General features: G+C 45.4%; 4 protein-coding genes. All 4 read right to left on the minus strand.

What is annotated here, in order from left to right:
• Positions 1–37: 37 nt before the first annotated feature.
• Complete coding sequence (locus KVT36_RS07860) at positions 38–1,753, minus strand: ABC transporter ATP-binding protein (RefSeq protein WP_217602939.1); 1,716 nt, start codon at positions 1,751–1,753, stop codon at positions 38–40.
• A gap of 108 nt (positions 1,754–1,861) precedes the next feature.
• Positions 1,862–4,204 (minus strand): ABC transporter permease, encoded by a 2,343-nt coding sequence (locus KVT36_RS07865; RefSeq protein WP_217602940.1) that lies wholly within the window; start codon positions 4,202–4,204, stop codon positions 1,862–1,864.
• Positions 4,176–16,103, minus strand: a complete 11,928-nt coding sequence (locus KVT36_RS07870) for a non-ribosomal peptide synthetase (RefSeq protein WP_217602941.1) — start codon at positions 16,101–16,103, stop codon at positions 4,176–4,178. The genes KVT36_RS07865 and KVT36_RS07870 overlap by 29 nt, the downstream gene beginning before the upstream one ends.
• A gap of 45 nt (positions 16,104–16,148) precedes the next feature.
• A complete protein-coding gene (locus KVT36_RS07875; RefSeq protein WP_217602942.1) occupies positions 16,149–22,847 on the minus strand; it encodes a non-ribosomal peptide synthetase in 6,699 nt (2,232 codons plus the stop codon).
• Between the last annotated feature and the right edge of the window lie 180 nt (positions 22,848–23,027).

Here is a 23,027-nt window from a genome sequence, read left to right on the forward strand (position 1 = left end):
ATTTGAAACAAACCTGTAGCTTGCCGTCCGGTAGTTCTCAAACCGGGTCCTGCCAGTTTGCGACGGGTTCCAGTGGCCCCCTTTCCGTGACTTTACCTTCGTCCATATAGATTACCTTATCCATGAATGTTATTGTGCTCAATCTGTGGCTAACCAGAATAATGGTTTTACCTTTCCATATTTCAAAAAGGTAATCGAGCACCTCCTTTTCTGCAGCGGCATCCAGTGCAGATGTAGCTTCATCCAATAAAATTATATCGGCCTCCTTCATGGTGGCCCTGGCTAAAGCAATTCGCTGCGCCTCCCCTCCGGATACCTTTTGGCTATTCTTATTAATATTTTCTTTTAACTCGGCGTTAAGAATTGGTAAAATACTTGTCAGGCGCTCCTTATACAGCAGCCCACCGGCATCTCCATCATTATTCATCACGCTATAAAATATATTATCGCTGATAGATCCATCAAACAGCAGTCCATCCTGCGTAACAAAAACAATTTTTTTCCGCCAGGCTTCCAGGTCATATTTTCTTATATCCGTGCCATTAATTTTTATACTGCCTGAGTCTGGATTATTAAACCGGAAAAGCAGCTGGAGCAAGGTGCTCTTTCCCACTCCACTGGGGCCTATGAGCGCGTACTTTTTCCCCTGGAACAATTGCAATGAAAGATCCTGCAGTATTGATTTATCCCGGTGGGAGAAAGAGACGTTTTCAAATGCGATCACTCCTGCCGGCGCGTGGGCATGTTTCTGGGCATCGTGGGCCAGCTCCTCTGTAGGTGTATCCAGTAATTCAAGTATTCTCCGCATGGAAACAACGGCGCTGCCAAGATCCATCTGAGAATCAATGATGCTGGTCAGCGGGTAAAAAACGCGGGTTAAATACTGAAAAGATGCCAACAGCCCCCCAATCGTCATTTCACCGGCCATTACCCGCTGCCCACCAAATAAAATGATCAGCACAGGCCCCATCAATAATAAAAAGGTAGAAATACCGGAAAAAGTTGCAGAGGTACGTGCACGGGCGACCCGCTTGTTTAATAACGCCATTCCTTTGTCCCTCTTTATTTTCCTTTCAATCTCATAACTATGAAAGATCTTAATGAGGCTTATCTTTTTCAAGCGGTCCGTTAAATAATTCAATAACTCCGACTGAGCATTAACAACGCCTTCTGACTGCGCTTCGTTTTTGGGTTTAAAATGAAGAAAAAGAAATACGAACAGGGGAGACATAAACAATACGATCAGGAATAATTTCGCACTCAACCAGATTACCATAACAGTAATGCCTAACAAGAGAATACCACTCTGAAATATTCTGAATACTTCATTGGTAAAAACGCCCTTGATCATATCCACTTCATTATTCACCCGGTGAAGGATGTCGCCAAATTTATTCTCCTTGTAATAATCCAATGGCAACCGGATAAGATGATTAAAAACATCCTCCCTGATATCATTTCCAACGCGGGTGCTGAGCCATTCGCGAAGATATTCCATGTAATAGGAGCTGACACACTGTATGAGAATGGTGGCCAGCCATAACCCCAGGATAAGCCAGCCTAATTGCATATTATGTGATATCAATACATCATCCACAATAATTTTCAGAAAAATAGGGGTCAGTACGGGCGACAACGAGCTTAACCCCATTACCAACAGGAAAGCAGCTCCCTGTTTTGTATAGGGTCTGAAATACCTGAATAATATCTTCACCGCCGTCCAGGTCGGAATTTGCTGTTGAGTTATGGTCATACTGATTTTTGTGATGTGTATATACGAAGCATATCTCCGCCGATCTGCGCGGCAGAAGACGAGGTTACCATCTTTTATCTGATAGACTTTTTTATGTTGACACGTTCCTTATTCAGTTCTGATGAGCGTAGTAATATTAACCTTTAAGGAACGGTACAAAAGATAGGATACGTTTATTGAGACTAAAATTATAATAAGCGTTAATGTTGTCAGATAAGGAAAAACGGAGGTTGAAGCAGAATAAGCATAGTTATTCCTCCACTGTTGAATAAAATAAAAAACAAGCGGGCAAACAATCAGGAATACCACTGGAAGAAGCACCGCGAACGGACGGAAAAGAAGAAAAAAGTTTGTTGTCAGCGTACCTCCAAGTACAATCCTTATTGCCAGCTCCCGTTTCCGGTTCTTAATAATAATCGATAAGATAGTGAATAATCCGAAAAATGACAGGCTGATCGCCACCAGTGAGCAGGTCACAAAAATGCTCAGCAGCCGGTTTTCTTTTTCATACTGGCTATTAATAAAATCACTGAGAAAATAATAATTAAAGGGAGCATTGAATCCCATTTTCTGCCATTCATGACGGATCTTTTCCAGGCTGCCGGGGCTTGTTTTAATTAATACTTTAGCTGCACCTTCCTTACTGACATTGAGCTTTCTGAAAACCAGCGGTTCCATCGGATTATGAAATGATGTCTGGTGAAAGTCCTTTACCACGCCCACTATTTCCTTTGTTGTATCTGTGGCTATCTTTATCTCCTGGAGTGTTTTAAGCGGGAAATTATTCAGGAAGGTTTTGGTAACAATCAGCGCATTGTCATCATAGGCTTCATTAAAGTTCCTTCCTCCTTCATTCGATATACCCAGCAGAGAGAAGTAATCTTCATCAACCTTTAAGTAACTATAAACCAGCTCTGCCTTTTTGCCTTCTTTGGAAACGTAAAAAATTTCCTTCCCTGGATGTTCACCGGGGATAGACTGGCAAAAGGAAACTTTTTCCACTCCGGATTGGTTCAGCAGGTTTTTCTTAAAAGCAGCTAACGAAGTATTATTCTTCACCCGGCCCAGATCAGCTACCAAAACATTCTCTTTTTCAAAGCCCAGATTAAAATTATTAAAAAACTTCAGCTGCCTGTAGAGCTCCATTGTAAAAATAATAAGACCGGCAGATATTGCCAGCTGGAGAAAAAGAACTACCCGGTGACTCAGGGAATTGTGAGAGATCATTACCAGCTTATTCTTCAGGAGCTTTGCTATGCTATAACCGGACATATGCTGAACAGGGATAATTCCGCCTAAACTTCCGATAATGATCAGCAATAATGTGAGCGCTGCGATAAAGCCCAGAACCTGTCCGATAGTTGGAAAAAACAGGATCCCGTTTAATGCGCTTACCGTGCGGAATAATATGGCAACCACAATGACGGAGATCACCACAGCTACCAAAACGACCAGGCTTGATCTCCGGATAAACTCCCAGATGATCTGCTCCTTTCTTACACCGAACAACCTCTTTAAACCAACACTGGTAGCTGTTTTATATGATTTAACTATACTAAAATTTACGAAGTTTGTTATTCCTATCAAAAGCAGGAATACGGCCAGCAGCAAAAGACTATAAAGATTATTTTTATTGCCTTTGGGGGTATCCATCAATAATGGTTGCGCAAAATGCAATCCGGACAAGGGAGTGGTTTTAAACTTCACGGTGAAATCCGTTCCTGTTTTTTTAAGCAACTCATTAAAATCTTTACTATAATTATCTAAAATGGCGTTCATTCCCTGAGACCGGCTACCTTCCCGGCCCATCACATAAGTATAATAATCCGTATCAAAATAGGATTGAATAATATTTTCCAGTCCGCTCACCCGGTTGGTATCATAAACCAGGGCATTAAACCGAAGGTCGGCGTTAAGCGGAATATCTTTTATAACTGCAGACACCACATATGGCTGATCTTTGAGCTCGATCACCTTATTCAGGCAGGGATTTTTACCGAACACCTTTTCCGCCAGTGTTTGGGTCAACACGACTGAGCCCGGATTGGCCAGCGCATCATTCAGGCTACCTTCAATGGCTTTACAGGAAAAAACGTTAAAGACTTCTTTATTCACTGCATATATTCCATCTGTAGAATATAGCCGGTCATTATGTTTTATATCTGTTTTGCCGTTAATAATCCTGAAAGATGCATAGTCTGTAAAAACGGGGTACTTCTTTACAAGCTCCGCTCCTACCAAGGCGCCGGTAGCGGCATAACCCGACGCTTCGCCATTGGCGGAGATGTCCATTGAAATGCGGTAAATGCGGTGAAAATTGGCATTACCGGTATCAAAGCTGGTTTCAAAAAAAATGTACCAGAAAATTAACAGGTTTGCCGATACCGTAATGGTTAATCCGATAACTGAAAATGCCGACGATCTAAACCATCTTCCTAATTTGATGCTCATGGGTTATGGTCCTTTTCATTAAAGACTGGGTGATCTCTTCTGATATCAATATAAGGTTTTCTTCTGACTCAATAAAATCCATGTGTTCCCCTTCTTCCAGTGTAATATATCTGGTATTGCCGGAAGTGAAGTGATCCCATAGCTGGACTTCGTGTGACGATGTTTTGCAAATAAAATTGGTAATATCTGAGCTTATTTTTTTATTCAGCTGCTGCAATTCACTGTTAAATATGCCCATATATGCTCTCAGGGCAACCTCATACCTTTCTATAAATATCTTACCCTGCTCAGTATCGTTTACAAATTCACCTACATTTTTGATATAGGTAGCAATGAACTCCTCACTTTCTGCTATGACCGTGGGCTCGGAATCCAGCATGATCAGGAAGCATTTATATCCTTTTTGCTCCAGAAATGCCGCTATTTCAAAAATAAGGTTTCCGCCGCTTGAAGCTCCAACCAGGTTGATTTCTTCGTTATCATTGATCTGACCTAAGATAATAGCTGAATAGTAAGTAACCACATCCTCCAGGTCAGCAAACGGCTGCTCATTCTTTCCAATTCCCCGGTAATTAAAGAGGTGACAGTTATGTCCCTGGTCCAGAAAGCCGATCAGATCCCGGTAATAAATCCCCAGTCCTCCTGCGGGCGGAAATATAAAAAGATTATGTTTATGCTTATCAATGCCTCTCTGCAGATAAAACAGGCTACCATCATCCTGGCTGCCAAATGATCTTGTCCCTTTTTTCAACAACTTCGCAGATAATTCACTGATCGTCCTGGACGAGAAATAGTCGGCCAGATCTAACTTCACCGGGTACACTTTACTGACCTTCCGATACACTTTAACCAGCCCCAGGGAGTCTCCGCCAAGTTCATAAAAATTGTCGTTGAGCCCCACTTTCCCAACGCCCAGCACTTCCTGCCAGATCTCCGCGAGCTTAATTTCCATTTCCGTTCCGGGCGCTATATAATCCGGCAGGCCTTCCTGCAGCCCTATGTCTGACAACAAAGCATTTCTATCTATTTTTCCACTGGGAAGCAAGGGCAGCTCATCCAGTATTATAATTCTTACCGGGATCATATATTCCGGCAGTAATTCTATCAGTTTTTCACGTATTCTTTCTGCCGATATCAATTCCTTTGCGGCAGCAGATACATAAGCATATATTGCCTGCTCGCCGCGCCCGGCATCTTCCCGGATAACTACGCAGGCAAGTCCCACTCCCCGGATCCCGTTCATGGTGGCTTCAATTTCTCCCAGCTCTATCCGGTGTCCCCGTATTTTTACCTGGCTATCTCTTCTGCCGGAAAACAGCAGGTTGCCATCGGCTGTATATCTGCCCCAATCGCCCGTCCTGTACATGCGCTCACCCGGATAAAACGGATCTTCGCCAAATGACCTGTTATCGGCGAGGTTCACATATCCCCTGCCTACGCCTATCCCGGCAACACATATTTCCCCCTGCACATCACATGGACATAAATGCCCTTCCTGGCTCAATACATAGATCCTCATATTCTGTATTGTTTTCCCTATGGGAACATTGTTATCCACCGGCGGTCTTTCCATTACATAGTGGGTAATGTCATCGGCCGCTTCTGAAGGGCCAAATGCATTGATAATTTTGATGTCAGGGAAATATCCGAACCATTTCTGTATAAGAACCGGTGCTACGGCCTCTCCGGTGGTAATAAGATATTTGAGGCAGGAAAACTGGATGTCCGTGTCCGCGATCACTTCCAATACAAGCTGAAGATAGCTGGGTACCACTTCCAGTATATTTACCTGGTCTGCCACTATCTGACGGAGAAAGCCTTCCACATCCAGGACGGCCTGCTCTGAATAAATAGCGGTGGTGCCTCCGCGGAGTAAAGCGGCAATAAACTGCCAGATGGATATATCGAACGATACGGAAGCCGTTTGCGCCAATATAGTATCTGCATCTATACCCACCGCATTAATTTTCGCGAGATTATGATTCAGCATACTCCGGTGTTCTATCATAACACCTTTTGCCGCTCCTGTTGACCCGGAAGTAAACAGTATATAGGCCAGATCCTTTCCGGAGGGGCGCCTTTTCCCGGTAGGCGTGGCCGGATAAGACGATAACATCTCAGGATCATCTGCGCATAAACTGCCTGTTAACCCACTGCAATCTATCAGCAACCTTTCTGCTATGTCCTGGCAGGACCTGGTAAATACAAGCATTTTGGTCCCGGAGGCGTCGATCATCTGCCGCATCCGGTTATATGGGATCTCCGGATCAATGGGCATATAGGCTGCATTCGCCTTCCATATGCCCAGCATACTTTCAGGAAACTCAGGGCATCTGTTCATTAAAATCCCTACCACGTCTTCTCTTCCGATATGGTGTGCCAGCAGATAATGGGCAATTTTATTGGTTCCTTCATAAAGTGCCTGGTAACTTAATGTGATATTACCGAAACTAACCGCTGTTTTTTCTTTGTACCTGAGGCACATCTCATCTATCAAAACATCCACCGGTTTGTTTTCATCAAACTGATTTACAGGCCCCGCTCCCAGCAATAACATTTCCTTTTCCCCCTGTGCCGGTAATATTTTGAAATCACGGACCCGCTGATCGAGGGATGCCGGTACTCTTTTAATCAGATCCTGCAATAGTGCCGCATATCCCTTTATTTGCGCTTCAGCATACAGGCCGGTATTATATTCAACTTCCAGCTGAAGGTCATTATGCTCCCGGCTAAAGATAAAACTGATATCAAAAATGCTTTTGGCAGATCCAAAGTTTACAGGCTCAATGATGCGGTCTTGTACGCCGGTATCTTTCTGCCAGTCAAAAATATCATCAAATTCATGGCATTCTATCACTACATCAAAGAGAGGAGGCCTTGACAAATCGCGGTCTATCTTCAGATCCTCGAGCAATTGATCGAACGGGTACTGACCAAAAGACAGCGCTTCAATCACCTCGTTTCTGGCTTTATCAATGAATGCCCCAAGGGTCAGCTCAGTGTCTACCAATAAACGGACCGGAACCGTATTTACAAACAGGCCGATCAGGTGCTGGCTGTCAGGCTGATCCCTGCCTGCTACAATGGTACCGGTTACAATGTCCGGCTGCCCGGTTATTTTGTATAACAAAAGGTCCAGCATAATATTCAACACCACAAAGGTGCTACACCCGAACCGGTCTTTAAGCAATGCAACCGCTTCGCAAACATCCTGGTCGAGATTGAAAATAACTGAATTGCCGTTATAGGTTTGTACCCTCGGCCGGCTTGCCACCGTGCTTAAATTGAGCCGCGGTGGGTTACCTCCCATTTTTTCTTTCCAATACCTGGCAGATCCGGCGCCTGCCTTACCCTTTAACTGCGCATTCTTCCAGGCGGCGTAGTCTTTATATTGTATACTTAACGGCGGTAGTTCCGGATCGGTTTTCCGGGATAATTTCTCATAAAACAGGAAGAAATCATGCATGAATACGGCAGCCGACCAGCCGTCCGTAATCAGATGATGTAATGTGAGCAATGCATAAGACTCCCCGGTTCTGTTTATGATCTTAATACGGGCCAGCGGGCCTTTATCAAGACTAAATGGCTTTTGACGTTCCTTTTCCGCCTCATCTTCCAGCACAACAGACCATCCGTCTGCTATATACGCAAACTCAACCGGAAAGAGGTCTGCGGGAATAACCTGCTGCACCGGTTCCTCATTGATCGTTACAATAACTGTTCTCAGGATCTCATGTCTTTCCACCAATAAAAAGAATGCCTGCCGGATCAATTCAGCATCTAAATTCCCTTTATATCTAAACGCACTGAATTCATTATATGCGATGAGGGCCTCTTCGAACTGGCACAGGATCCATAACCGTTTCTGCGCACCGGACAGCTCATAATATTCCCTTTTCCCCACCCGCTCAATAAAGTTGTACTTATTATATCTTGACAGGCTGATAAGCCTGGCCATGCCCTCCAGGGTTGAATTAATAAATAACTCCCTGAACGTAAGCGTTGTTCCCATTTTTTCAGCCACCAGCGCGATCAGTCTCATGGCCTTCAGGGAATGTCCGCCGACGTTAAAAAAGTTATCCTTCCTGGTAAATCCGTCATGTCCTATTACCTCCGCCCATAACTCGTAAAGCGCGCGTTCCGTAACACTGAATTCCTGCGGATCCAATAACGTGGCGGATACGGCGGAGGGGTAATCCAGGGCCTTCCTATCGATTTTCCCATTTGAAAGGACCGGTAAGCGCTCCAGTACCACAAATTCTTCCGGCATCATATATTCCGGCAGGCGCCTGGCCACTTCCATCTTCAGCAGAGAGCTATCAGGCATTTCCTTTTTCATGCTTACGAAAGCCAGCAATACCAGGTCTCCGTTGACCTCACGGGTAATAACGGCACATTCCTTCACCAGGTCTATGCTGCCAATAACTGTTTCCAATTCCCCCAGCTCAATCCTTATTCCTCTTACTTTTACCTGGTTATCTTTCCGCCCGAAAAAATCTATTTCCCCTGTTGATAAAAACCTACCAATATCCCCGGTTCTATAAAGTTTGCCACCTGGCCCTGCAAAGGGATCATTTAAAAACACCTCTTCTGTCCGGGCCTGATTGTTCACATAGCCCTTTCCCACGCCAACACCTGTTACTACAATTTCCCCTTTAACATTTACCGGGCAAAGCTGCATCTCATCGTTTACGATCCTCACCTGCAGATTTTGAACAGGTGTTCCTACCAATACCCGCGGGCCGTTGACCGGCGCCATCATTTTATGGTGTGTAATATCACAGGATGCCTCTGTAGGGCCATAGGCATTTACAATAGGAATATCCGGAAAAATGTTAAACCACCGTTCTGTAAGCCGGGGCGGCAATACCTCTCCGCACGTTACCAGCATTTTCAGATCATCCAGCCGGCATTTACTATCATGCTGTTCCAGTTCGTATAAAAATCCATTCAGGTAAGAGGGTACAACCTCAAAAATATTCACTTCATAGTTGCGCAGCTGCGTAACAAAATCCGGTATATCCAGCACCGCTTCTTTATCAAAGATGCGGGTTGTTCCGCCTGCATAAAGCGCCAGGGCAAATTGCCAGACGGATACATCAAATGTTTGTGAAGCACTTTGTGCGATAATACTTTCCCGCGTGATCTCCAGGACATTCTTTTTTGAATCAAGGTGATTCATCATGCCCTGATGTGTAACGATTGCTCCCTTGGGCTTCCCGGTGGATCCGGAAGTATAAATAATATAGGCTGCATCCCTTTGCCCGTCAGGTTTCAGCCCTACTTCCTCCGGGCAAGCATAACCCGCATCAAACTGATTGAACCTGGGTATTTCTGGTCGCTTGTTCCGGGCATTAATTTTATCCAGTTCTGCAATTGAATCAAACCTGAAATCGGTCAGCTCATTTTTAATAGTGTGTATTTTTGATGAATGTTGTATTGCTTTTATTTCCGGCACCTGCACTTTCAGATTATCCAGGAATGCCTTGTTAATAAACAGCTCGTGCGTCCAGTCTGTTTTGGTTTTTTGCCCGGCAAGACCGGCCTGTTCGCAGGACCGGCATGATAATTCAAGCGCTTCCCGTTTATCTTCATCCATCAGATCACCGAGGAAAATAACTCCTTTTTCCCCTGCCAGGTCAACGCAGAGCGATAACACCTTTCGTAAGTAATTATAATCTCCAAAATTTTGCACCACACTATTAATAATCACTATATCGAAGTCCCGCTCTTCTATCTGATCTATTTCTATAGCAGACATACAATACGCCTCAATATGCTGCAGTCCTCTTTCTTCAATCTCTTTGCGGTTCTTTTCAAGAATAACGGCAGATATATCCGTAGCTATGTATTTAGCAACCAGCGGCGCAATCCTGAACATGGTAATACCGGAGGCGCAGCCGATCTCCAGTACTTTGGCGCCGGGCTTTAAATATGGTAGCAGCTTCTGATAAACATTATCTGCATACTCGTCCATTTCCAGTTTCGAAAACGGCGCTCCGGTATAGCTGTTTATCCATCCGCCTCCAAGTATTTCATCGGTAGCCTGATCTCCAACATGTTCCCATACCTGCCGGGACAATCTATCCCTGCCGGTATCGGCAATACCGTAAAAATCCGTACTATCCACACAATAAATCGTATACAATTCATTCGCCCTCCATTGTAATGCGCTGGCGAGCGCCGCATGCTTTGCCTCGAATATCAACAGGTTCACGCCACAATCATTCAGGAAAAGCAGTAGGCGGTCAATAGGGTCACCGGGGTTTAACGGCAGATAAATACTATCTGCGGCCCATATCCCAAGAATCGATTTCACCCATGGGATGGACCGGTCACTCAGCACGCCCACTACTTTGGCATTCAATCTCCGGCTGGTGATAAAATGGGCTATCCGCATTTGGTCCCGGTCCAGCTCCTGGTATGTGCAATGCTGATCACGATGGGCGATCGCAACTTTATGCGGGACCTCTGCCGCAAAGCCGCTGATTATCTCCGGGAGGAATAAGTCCGCATCAATTTCCCGTGTTGAATTAAATCCATTTAACTCAGCCCGGTCTTCATCGGTCAGATACATTGCCTTACCGATCTTCGCAAACGGCCTGCTCATCAGCCATTCAGACAACTGCCGATAGTGCCTGAATATCCTGTTAACATCCTGTTCTGAATAAATGTCTGTATTAAAGCGGATATTCAACTGCAGCCTGTCATGTTCTTCCCTGAACATGAAGTTCAGATCATAGATGCTTGTCAGCTTATTGACCGGCAATTTCCTGACCTGAAAATTGCCTGCAAATACTTTTTTGCGCTGAACAGTATCATTAAAATTCTGCAAACCAACCAGGACGTCAAAAAGCGGCGCCCTGCTCAGGTCACGTTTTACATCCAGCTTGTCCATCAACAGATCAAACGGGTAGATCCGGTGTTCCAACGCCTCCAGGTTGGTATTACCTACGGATCTGGCAAAAGACACAAAGCTTTCGTTTACGTTTACATGGTTCCTTAACACCAGTGTATTGATATAAAATCCAATCTGGCCTTCCAGGTCAGGATGATCACGGCTACCATTGTAAGTACCTAATATAATATCCTTTTCATTGGTGTATTTATTAAAAAGCACATTCAGAATGGCTACCAATGTTGAGTATAAAGTGATCCCATGTTTTGTGCTAAATTCATTTAACTGCCTGGTAAGCGTTTGAGAGAAATCAAAAACCAGCTCCCGGCCATTGTAGGTGATATTATCCGGACGATGATATGAAGCGGGCAGGTCGAGCACTGTAAGCGTCCCGGCAAGCCGGTTGAGCCAATACTGCTCATGTACTTTCATTGACGATTGTTGAAACTGATTATTCTGCCATGCTGAAAAATCTTTGTATTGAATGGTCAGTGGTGACAAATGCACCTCTTTCCCTTCATCAAGATCAGTGTAGATTGTTATCAGGTCCTGTATAAAAACGGCATCAGACCAGCCATCATTTATAATATGGTGCATGTTCGTTAGCACAATATGTTTTTCTTCAGCTATTTTAATCAGCGTCACCCGGAACAGCGGGCCGTTTTTCAGGTCAAATGGCTCATGTACGAGCTGGTCTGTGATCTTACGTACTTCCACATCCGGATCCAGCTCCGGTTGAAGATTGATATACTGAACTTTAAAGTTAAAATCAACCAGCTGATGTACTTTCTGAAATATTTCATTGTCTGCTGTTTCAAATGTGGTCCGTAGTATTTCATGTCTGTTGATCAATATATTGATAGCCTGTTCAAACAGCGGTCTGTTGAAGGACCCGATTATCTCGTAGGCATCACATTCATTATAGGCAACTGAGGTGGCTTCGAACTGCGATAATATCCATAGCCTCCGCTGGGCATGGGAGGTTTGATACAAGAGTTGTTCCGGCAGCGCCGGAATATCCGAAAATGTATTTGTTCTGGCTTTTTCAACAACGGTACAAAATTCACTTAAGACAGGATAATAAAATATATCTCTTAGATTAACATCTGCATGCAGCAGCTTATGAATTTTGGATGCAAGTCTTATGGCTTTTAGTGAATGCCCGCCCAATTCAAAAAAATTGTCGTTCAGCCCCACGTTATCCACATCAAGTACTTCTTCCCAGATCCGGGCCAGCCGGATCTCTGTTTCTGTTTGTGGCGCCAGGAACTGCTTCTCTTCCCTTGCTTCTACCCTGGCCGTGAGGACCTTCCTGTTTATTTTCCCATTGGAGAGCAAAGGCATTTCATCCAGTATAATAATTTTACCAGGCCGCATATACTCCGGAAGACTTTTATACAATCCCGCCTGTATCTGTTCTATTGTTATTCCCCCCTTTGCTGCGGCAGACACGTAGGCCCACAGAGAATGCTCCCCGTTCTTTTCTTCGCGTACAACAGTGCAGGATAATGCCACTCCGGGAATACCGCTAATGCAGGCATCTATCTCGCCCGGTTCTATCCGGTGGCCACGGATCTTCACCTGACTATCCTGCCGTCCCAGGAAGAACAAATTACCCTCCGGACTATATTTACCCAGGTCTCCTGTTTTATACATCCTTTCACCAGGATAAAAAGGATCAGCTGTAAAGGAAGGGTTATCTTTCAAATTAATATATCCTCTGCCAACACCAGCACCTGCAACACAGATCTCACCCTGAACCCCGGGCGGGCAAAGCTGTCCTTCACTATTCAGCACGTAGATCCGGAGATTTTGCAACGGCCTGCCTATCGCAACATTGTTTGTATGCGGCGCGCTATCCATAAAAAATAATGCCACATCATCTCCCGCCTCCGCAGGCCCATAGGCATTGATCATCTTTATTGCCGGGAAATGGCTAAACCAGCGGTCAACAAGAACCGGCGCAACGGATTCGCCTGTAATGATAAGATATTGCAACGACGATAACTGTAAACCAGTATCCTCTGCTACTTCCAGGATAAGCTGCAGATAGCTCGGAACGATTTCCAATATTTTTACCCCATCAGCTTCTATGGCCGCCAGAAAGCCTGCCACATCCAGGATATTCTGCTCCGTATAAATGGCCGTTGTTCCTCCTGCTATCAGCGCGGTAATAAATTGCCAAACAGAAATATCAAATGATGCGGATGCCGTTTGTGCCAGTATTGTATCTGAACCTATACCCAGTGAACGGATCATCGCCAGCTTGTGATTCAGCATGCTGCCGTGTTCTATCATAACCCCCTTGGGAATGCCGGTGGAACCCGAGGTAAATAAAACATATGCCAGATCAGCTCCGGAGGGCTGTCTTGCATCGTTCCGGGTAGCCGGGAAGACCATCAGCTCATCCAGAAAGTCCTGGTATTTTTGCCTGGAATAGCCGTTAACAGGGCTGGGAACCTTTTTATCAACGACCAATATGGTATCATACCTGAACCGGGTCAGCTCATTTTCAAGTACGCCAAGCTTTCCCGTATGCATAACTTCTTTAACGACCGGATTTTCATATGCAAAGTCATCATAAAAGCTCCGGGAAACAAACAACTCATTAGACCAGTTGACTTTTGTTATGTACCCGGTTCCGGGGTGCTGTTCTTTGAATGTTTTAAGAGAATGCAGCAATTCATGTTTGCTATCCCGGTCCATAATATCCCCGAGGAATAATATTCCCGTATTGCTAAGTAAGCCAATAGCATCAGACAATACTTTTTTCAGGTACTGATGATTTCCGAAATCCTGAATAACACTATTCATGATAATTACATCAAAGCTGCCTTCAATTCCGGATATCAAATGCGCAGGAAGATGCAGCTGCCGGATATTATGAATTCCTTTCTCATCAATAATCTCCTGATTCCTGGACAAAGTTACTGCCGACTGATCGATGGCAACATATTCGCTAACCAGTGGCGCCAGGTGGAACATAGTAAATCCGGATCCGCATCCGATTTCAAGCACCTTTGATGAGGTACTGAGATAAGGTAACAGCTTTGTAAGCACATTCCCGGAATATTCCTGCATCTCCGCCGCACTCAGTGGCTGCCCGGTATAGCTGCTAAACCACCCACCTGTTGCAATATCGTCTTTGCCGTCCTCCGCTACTGCCTCCCAAAAAGCCTGTTGTTCACGAAACAAGGCGTCATTCAGCACTACATCGTTCCTCCTGCAACCGGGGCACAGATAACCTGTCAGCGACTTATTGTCCCATATTAATTTATCCGCCAGATCAAGATAGGCTGACCCGGTAATCAAAAACTTTGTGGAAGAAGCTTCCAGCATTTCCAATATGCGGTCGTAAGGCAGTGACGGATCGACCGGCATATATGCTGCATTCGCTTTCCAGATCCCCAAGATGCTTTCAACAAAATCCGGGCTTCTGTCCATGAGAATACCTACTATATCCCCTTTACCCAGATCTCTTCCAGTAAGGTAATAGGCAAGCCGGTTAGTTTTCGTATACAACTCATTATAGCTGATTGCCGTTGCACCAAAACGAATGGCTGGTTTTTCAGGATACTTACGGCAGATCTCATCAATCAGCACATCTACCGGCGCCGCTGTATTTATTTTAACAACCGGTCCTTCGCTCCTGGTTAACACTTCTTTTTCCTGGGCCGGCGACAACAATGCTAATTCACTAATTTTCACCTCTGCATTGGCGAGCACCTGATCTACCAGGTTCGCAAAATGCATCATCAGCTGATCGATGAACGAAGGAGAATATACCTCGCTATTAAACCCGGCTTTAGCCAGCAGCCGGGAGCCGGGGAAAAATGATATTTCAAAATCATAACTGGTCTGGTCAAAGATCTCCAGGTCTGAAATCTCGAGCTTGTCCTCCGGGCCTTCCTCATCAGCAGCGGTTTCCGGATAATTCTGAAAACTAAAAAGATGGTTAAACAGCTCTCCTTTTGTATCGGCGAATTGCTGAATATTTACCAAAGGGAAATGATGAAACGCGCTGGTTGCAGCAGCGTCTTTTTGCGCCTTCCGGAGCGCAGATAAAAATGACTCCTCTTTAGAAAAAATGAACCTGATCGGGATCGTATTGATAAACAGTCCAATGATCCGTTCTACGTCCGGTATGGAGGGGGGGCGGCCCGAGACTACCTCTCCAAAAATAACATCTTCATTATTGTTATACTTAAGCAGTAAAACAGCCCATATTGTTTTTAACAATATATTCAGTGTTACCTGCTGCGTTTTTGCCATATCAACGAGGCGCTGCGTAACATCCCCTTCAAAATGGAAATCGTGGTTTACTTTGCAATACCGCTGGCCAAACGGAACGGTTGCCTCATCTAAAAGTTTGGTGGTGGCTGAAAAATCACGCACATAATTTTTCCAGTATTCTTCTGCACTTTGGTGGCGGGTACCGTTCAGCCATTTAATATATTCTTTGTAAGGCACCGGAGGCGGCAATACCAATGGCTTGCCACTTATCAGCGAATGATAGGTTCGCAGCACTTCTGCCGCCAACACCCTTGTACACCATCCATCAAACAAAATATGATGCCAGGTCCATATCAGCTTATATTCCTGGTCGCCCACTTTTATCAGACTCACCCTCATAAGAACATCCTTGCTAAGATCAAACCCGGCCTCCCGGTCGTTCTTTTTAAATTCTTCGACAAACTGATCTATTTCTTTCTTCCGGCTTAAATAGCCGGTTTCCTTATAAGCGACTGCTATTTCCCTGTTCTTGAGCACTACCTGAAGCGGCTTTTCTATTTTTTCGAATACAAAGGCCGTTCTTAGAATATCATGCCTTTTAAAGATCAGGTTAAAAGCCTGGTTAAATCCGGCAATATCAATGGCTCCCTTTATGTTAAAAGAATATTGCTCCATATAGACCGATGCCGATACCTCAGCCAGCGAATGGAACAAAATACCCTCCTGTAAAGGCGTCAGTTCATATATGTCTTCAAATTTGTGATTCATAGATTTCTTTATTCAATGGGAGGTTACAGTTACCGCATTTCGGGATCAGATCAGGCTATCTATTACATCAAGGTCTCCGGATGACAGTCCCTGGTAAGTCAGATCGGAAGGGCTTAAGAGTGTACCTTCCCGCTCCTCTGTTTCTGAGATCAGCATAGCCAGGTTGTTTTTATAGGTCAGCAATACATCCGTCATTGTTTCCTCTTTAAAATGCTTACCATTATAAGCAAGCTGGATTACGAGATCATTGTCAATCATCACTCCTGAGAATAAGAACTGGTACTCACGGATCTCTGCCGGGTCCATTAATTCACCGAGGCTCATTGACACAACATCGAATGAACCTGTTTTTGCCTGTCTGAATTGCCCGAGATAATTAAAACAAACCGCCGGTCTATACAGCTTTAACCGGTCTTCAGCGGGAAGCATATAAGCAGCAACATTATACGCCAGCGCCAGCCTGGCGGCACGATTCAACGTTTCCTTACAATAACGCAATTCCTGGATTCCCTGTCCTGCCTCATCCCCGTTTAACAGTACCGGGTAAATATTTGTAAACCACCCAACTGTCCGGCTAACATTCAGGTTTTCCGGAAGATGATCTCTTCCATGAGATTCTACAGATAAGTACAGCGCCTCCCTGTTGAAACACTGCCTGTAGGTACGTCCCAGCGCACAAACTAGGAAATCAGTGATCCCTGTTTTCAGCTTTTCATGTAATGACTGCCCCAGTAACTGTGCCGTAAGCTGTTTTCCAATGCTGATATTCACCTTACGCTCATTCCCTACATAGTCCGGAACATCCGGATCAAGTTCAGCGGGAACATTCTCCGGAATACCTTGCTGCAGGGACTTCAGCTGCCTTGTTTCCTGCCGCAGCTGATCGCTCAGGCTATACCGGAATAGTGATTCTGCCCAGACCTTATAGGCATCTGTTTTCATTGGCAATGGTGCATTTCCTGCTGATCTCAGCAAGGTATCCAGGTCTTCCAGCAGTATTCTCCATGATACGCCATCCATCACCAGGTGATGAACAGATATGATTAAATGCTGCTTATCATTTACTTTAAATTCAGCCGCTTTAATCAGTGAAGCATCGTTCAATTGTATACTATCATGTAAGGCACTTATTTGCTGCGCTAAAAGAGGGTCATTTAACGTGGGAAATGTTCCCAGCGCATAAACCTGATGCCCGGGGATATCCGGCCGGTTAAGCTGCAACACTTTCCCCGGATATTCATCCAGGTCAAATGTTATTCTTAACGCATCGTGATGCTGTATCAGCCTGGAAAAAACCCGTTCCAGCATATCTGCTCCCGTTTCCTTCTCAAGACCAACAATAACAGCCTGGTGAAACTTATGAGGATTTACTGTATATAGCTGAAAAAAACGATGCTGAATGGGAGTCAGGGGAATTTCTCCGGTTACCTCCTCCTGCGCGGACGTTACTGTTAATGGCGCCAGGTCTGCTGCAATTGCCTGAATGGACAGCTTATTGAATATATCTCCTACTTCGAGCTGGTAGCCCTTATTCTGAACACGTGAACAGATCTGAATTCCTATAATTGAATCCCCGCCCAATGAAAAAAAGTTATCATTGATACCTATGTCTTCCCTACCCAGCACTTCTTTCCAGATAGCTGCCAGCAGTTTTTCCTGTGCTGTCCGCGGGGCTACATATTCCCGCTGTACTGCGGCTGAGGGATCGGGAAGCTGACTATAATCCAGCTTGCCGTTTGTTGTTAACGGAAATTTTTCCAACCGGATATATTGCCGGGGGATCATATAACCGGGGAGCACCTGCTCTAAACAGGAAGGCGCAAAATCCTCCGATGATGACGACCGGTAATAAGCGATCAATTGCCCGTTATTCACTACCACGATGGCTTCCGCTATATCTTTCTGCCGTCTCAGCACGGCTTCCACTTCTCCCGGCTCTACCCGGTGGCCCCTGATCTTTACCTGCCGGTCTTTACGACCTATATATGCTACTTCTCCGTTCGGGAGCCATCTCCCCCGGTCTCCCGTCAGGTATACCCGCCGTTCTTTCAATGGCCCGTTGCTCAGATCAATAAACTTCCGGTCCGTTTCTTCCGGCTGATTAAAATAACCCAGGGCCAGGCCTGGACCTGCCACCACAATTTCTCCGGCTATGCCTATTGGCTGCAGCTGGTAATGATCATCTACAATATAGATCCGGTTACCGGCCATAGGGACACCGATATTTATTTCCCCCACTGCCCCGATCTTCTTTACCGTACAGCCGATCGTAATCTCAGTAGGCCCGTACTCGTTATATATTTCTATCTCACTGCTGATAGCATGTAAACAACGTACATGACTGCTATGCAGGGCTTCGCCTCCGACAATTACCTTCCGCACGCCGGTACCTGCTACGTTCATTTCCCGCAGCACCTCTATATGAGAGGGTGTTAACTTCACCGTGTTTACACCGGAATTCACATCAAAAACTTTTGCCAGGACGGTTCCCCCTTCGCTTTCCGAAAATATTTCCAGGCAATCGCCCCTTAACAGGGTTGTAAACAGGCTGGTGAGTGTTAAGTCAAAAGAGGGGGAAGTAAAAAAGGCAAAGCGATGCCCGGTTGTATCATTAAAATAGTAACTGTTGGCCCAGGACACATAGTTAGCAATACTCCCATGGCTGATCATGACGCCTTTCGGCGTGCCCGTAGAGCCGGATGTATACAACATATAACAGCCATCTTCACTGCTCAGGGGCGCCGGAGCCACCGCCTGCTGGCCGGCGGCTGCGATCTCTGTTTCCTGCAGATCTATCACCAGCAGCCTGCCCGGGTAGATCGCCATCAGGTCGTTCATGTAAAAAGACTCGGTGATCAGCACTGCAATGCCGCTGTCTGCAATAATGGACGCGATGCGGCCGGAAGGATACTGCGGGTCTATCGGAATAAAGACCGCACCAGCCATGATCGTTCCCAGTATGCTGGTAACCATATCTGCCGAGCGATCCAGCAGGATGCCCACGTTCTCCCCCTTACGGACAGAAAGATCTTTTATCAGAAAATGGCTCAGGGCATCTGAGCGTGCCTCCAGCAACGCATAAGTAAGCGCTTTCCCTTCATGGCTGATGGCGATGTTATCTCCATGAGAAAGGCATATTTCCCTGAAACCGGTTATCAGAGATCTTGCCGGGCTATTATTACTGCTGCTGCTGTTGAAAGTATCTGTCAGTAAATTAATTTCCTCGGGGCGCAGCAGCAGGTTATTCGAAAGGGGTAAACTATTGTTTTCCAGGAAAAATTCAAGCAAAAGCTTGTAGTACAGGCCAAAATATTTTATTTCAGCTTCATGGTAAATAACCGGGTTATAAGCAATACTGTAACCCATCCTGTTATTTGCAACGCCAAACCCAAAATCGAAATTTGTATTGGTGCTTTCAAAATATTCAACAATGGAGTCAACAACCGGTACCTCTTTCGCATGCTGATAAATATGAAAGTCAACGTAGCTGAACAGCACATCAAAGATCACTTTGTTTTTATCTGTTTCAAGCTGCTTTTTTATTTGAACGAAAGAAAGTTTGTCTACGCTCTTTAGATTTATCAACTTATCATTTACCCGCTTCAACAATTCTCCGGATGTAAATTTCCCTGCCCCTACATCCAGTTTAAATGGCACTGAATTCAGGAAACACCCGATAATTTTTTCACCGTCTTCTATGGCCGGTCGGCCGTCAGAGACCAATCCTACAATAACTTCATCTTTTAAGGTCGTCAGATGTACAAGATATAAGAATACGGCAAAGCAAACATGCTTAACACTCATATCAGCGTCTGATGCAGCCGCCAGCAGCTTATGCTGCAATTCCTTGTCAAGCTCAAAATAGCTGCGGCGTGTAACAACTTTTGTTTCATACGTTCCGCTTTTGAATGGCAATCCACTAAAGGAACTTTCCCTTAGCTCATTTTTCCAGAACCCGGTAACCTCTTTGTTATTAGCCATCTTCAACTGCTCTACCAGGTAATCCTTGTAGGAAGCCTTTAGCGGATATATATTTACCGGGTTGTTTTGCTTTAAGTCCTGGTAAAGATTATTCAATTCAGTAATGAGCGATGCCCTGCTCCAACCATCGATAATGGCATGATGAAAACTAAATAACAATCCGATCTCATCGTTATTCATATCGTAGATCATTACCCGCCATAAGCCGGGTTCATCATTGAATCCCTGCTGACGGTCGAGCTCCATATCCTTCTCTATGACTGACTTTTGAACGGCCTGTATTTCTGAAGATACATTGCGATACTTCATTTTTGATGTTATATCGAATGGCTTCATAACAATCTTATACGGTATTTCCGTATTGTTGATCACATACCTGCTTCGCAGTATTTCGTGCTTATCTGCAATTTTCTGAAGGGCATTCTGTAAAAGGGAAAGATTAAACGCATTATCCTTAAACTGATAGAAGAATTGATCATGATAGGTACTTGCTGCTTTTTGTAAACGGTTATGAAAGATCATGCCTGCTTCTATATCGCTTAACGGATAAACATCTTCCCATTTGCCGGTTTCTATTCCGGCAGCTTCATTATCCCCGGTCACCTTGTTTTTAAAGTCCGACAAATACTGCAGTATTGCATTTCCTTCCTCTTCGTTTTCTACCTGGAACTCCTGTTCCAGTCTTTCGAGTAAGCCAATAATAGATTGCTGATTAAAAACATCTTTTATCTCCAGGGTAACCCCAAATACCTTGTTGATCTTACTTACCAGGCTGATTGCTTTGATAGAGTCGCCACCTAATGAAAAAAAGTTATCATTGATACCCACCCGCTCTCTTTCCAGCACTTCTTTCCAGATAGCTGCCAGCAGTTTTTCCTGTGCTGTCCGCGGGGCTACATATTCCCGCTGTACAGCAGCTGTGGGATCGGGAAGCTGGCTATAATCCAGCTTGCCGTTTGTCGTTAACGGAAATTTTTCCAACCGGATATATTGCCGGGGGAGCATATAACCGGGGAGCACCTGTTCTAAACAGGAGGGCGCAAAATCCTCCGATGATGACGACCGGTAGTAAGCGATCAATTGCCCGTTATTCACCACCACGATGGCTTCCGCTATATCTTTCTGCCGTCTCAGCGCGGCTTCCACTTCGCCCGGTTCTACCCGGTGGCCCCTGATCTTTACCTGCCGGTCTTTACGGCCTATATATGCTATTTCTCCGTTCGGGAGCCATCTCCCCCGGTCTCCCGTCAGGTATACCCGCCGTTCTTTCAATGGCCCGTTGCTCAGGTCAATAAACTTCCGGTCCGTTTCTTCCGGCTGATTAAAATAACCCAGGGCCAGGCCTGGACCTGCCACCACAATTTCTCCGGCTATGCCAATTGGCTGCAGCTGGTAATGATCATCTACAATGTAGATCCGGTTACCGGCCATAGGGACACCGATATTTATTTCCCCCACTGCCCCGATCTTCTTTACCGTACAGCCGATCGTAATCTCAGTAGGCCCGTACTCGTTATATATTTCTATCTCACTGCTGATAGCATGTAAACAACGGACATGACTGCTATGCAGGGCTTCGCCTCCAACAATCACCTTCCGCACGCCGGTATCTGCTACTTTCATTTCCCGCAGCACTTCTATATGAGAGGGTGTTAACTTCACCGTGTTTACACCGGAATTCACATCAAAAACTTTTGCCAGGACGGTTCCCCCTTCGCTTTCCGAAAATATTTCCAGGCAATCGCCCCTTAACAGGGTTGTAAACAGGCTGGTGAGTGTTAAGTCAAAAGAGGGGGAAGTAAAGAAGGCAAAGCGATGCCCGGTTGTATCATTAAAATAATAACTGTTGGCCCAGGACACATAGTTGGCAATACTCCCATGGCTGATCATGACGCCTTTCGGCGTGCCGGTAGAGCCGGATGTATACAACATATAACAGCCATCTTCACTGCTCAGGGGCGCCGGAGCCACCGCCTGCTGGCCGGCGGCTGCGATCTCTGTTTCCTGCAGATCTATCACCAGCAGCCTGCCCGTGTAGATCGCCATCAGATCGTTCATGTAAAACGACTCGGTGATCAGCACTGCAATGCCGCTGTCGGCAATAATGGACGCGATGCGGCCGGAAGGATACTGCGGGTCTATCGGTATAAATACCGCACCAGCCATGATGGTTCCCAGTATGCTGGTAACCATATCTGCCGAGCGATCCATCAGGATGCCCACGTTCTCCCCCTTACGGACAGAAAGATCCTTTATCAGAAAACGGCTCAGGGCATCTGAGCGTGCGTTCAGCAACGCATAAGTAAGCGTTCTTCCTTCATGGCTGATGGCAATGTTATCGCCATGAGAAAGGTATATTTCCCTGAAAACGGTTATGAGAGACTTTGCCGGGCTATTATTGCCGCTGCTGCTATTGAAAGTATCCGTTAACAATTTTATTTCTGCCGGATGGATATACCTATATCCGGCAATGGCGCAATAAGGATCCTTCAGTATTTCGGTTAGCAGATTTCCAAAGTTGTTCAGCAGATTCGCGGCAATTTCCCTGTCGGCAGCGAGGCTGTTAAAATTCAACCTGAGCGCGGAAACATCCGGCCAGCCTACCAGCGATATCCTGCATGCATGATCCTGCATCGCTTCATCCGGGCCCTGTTCTTCGCCACTCAGCAGGGCAACAGCATTGCGGAAGGCAGGATATTTGTCGTCACTGTTTGCGGGCATATTTCCGGCGGAAGCCAGCGACTTATTAATCTCAGGCTTCATATCATTGAATACCGATTTGAAATTCGTATCTGCCCTCATCCGGCAGGCCAACAATAGATTTCCCTGGTAAGCACCCGTCCCTTCATTTGGGAAATCAGTTACTGTGAATATATCCTGCTGACCTGTATACTTAAAGATCAACACATTTAGCGCTGACAGATAGTAAGTAAATATTAAATA

It is taken from the genome of Chitinophaga sp. GbtcB8 (assembly GCF_019091455.1).
In the GTDB taxonomy this organism is placed as follows: Bacteria; Bacteroidota; Bacteroidia; order Chitinophagales; family Chitinophagaceae; genus Chitinophaga.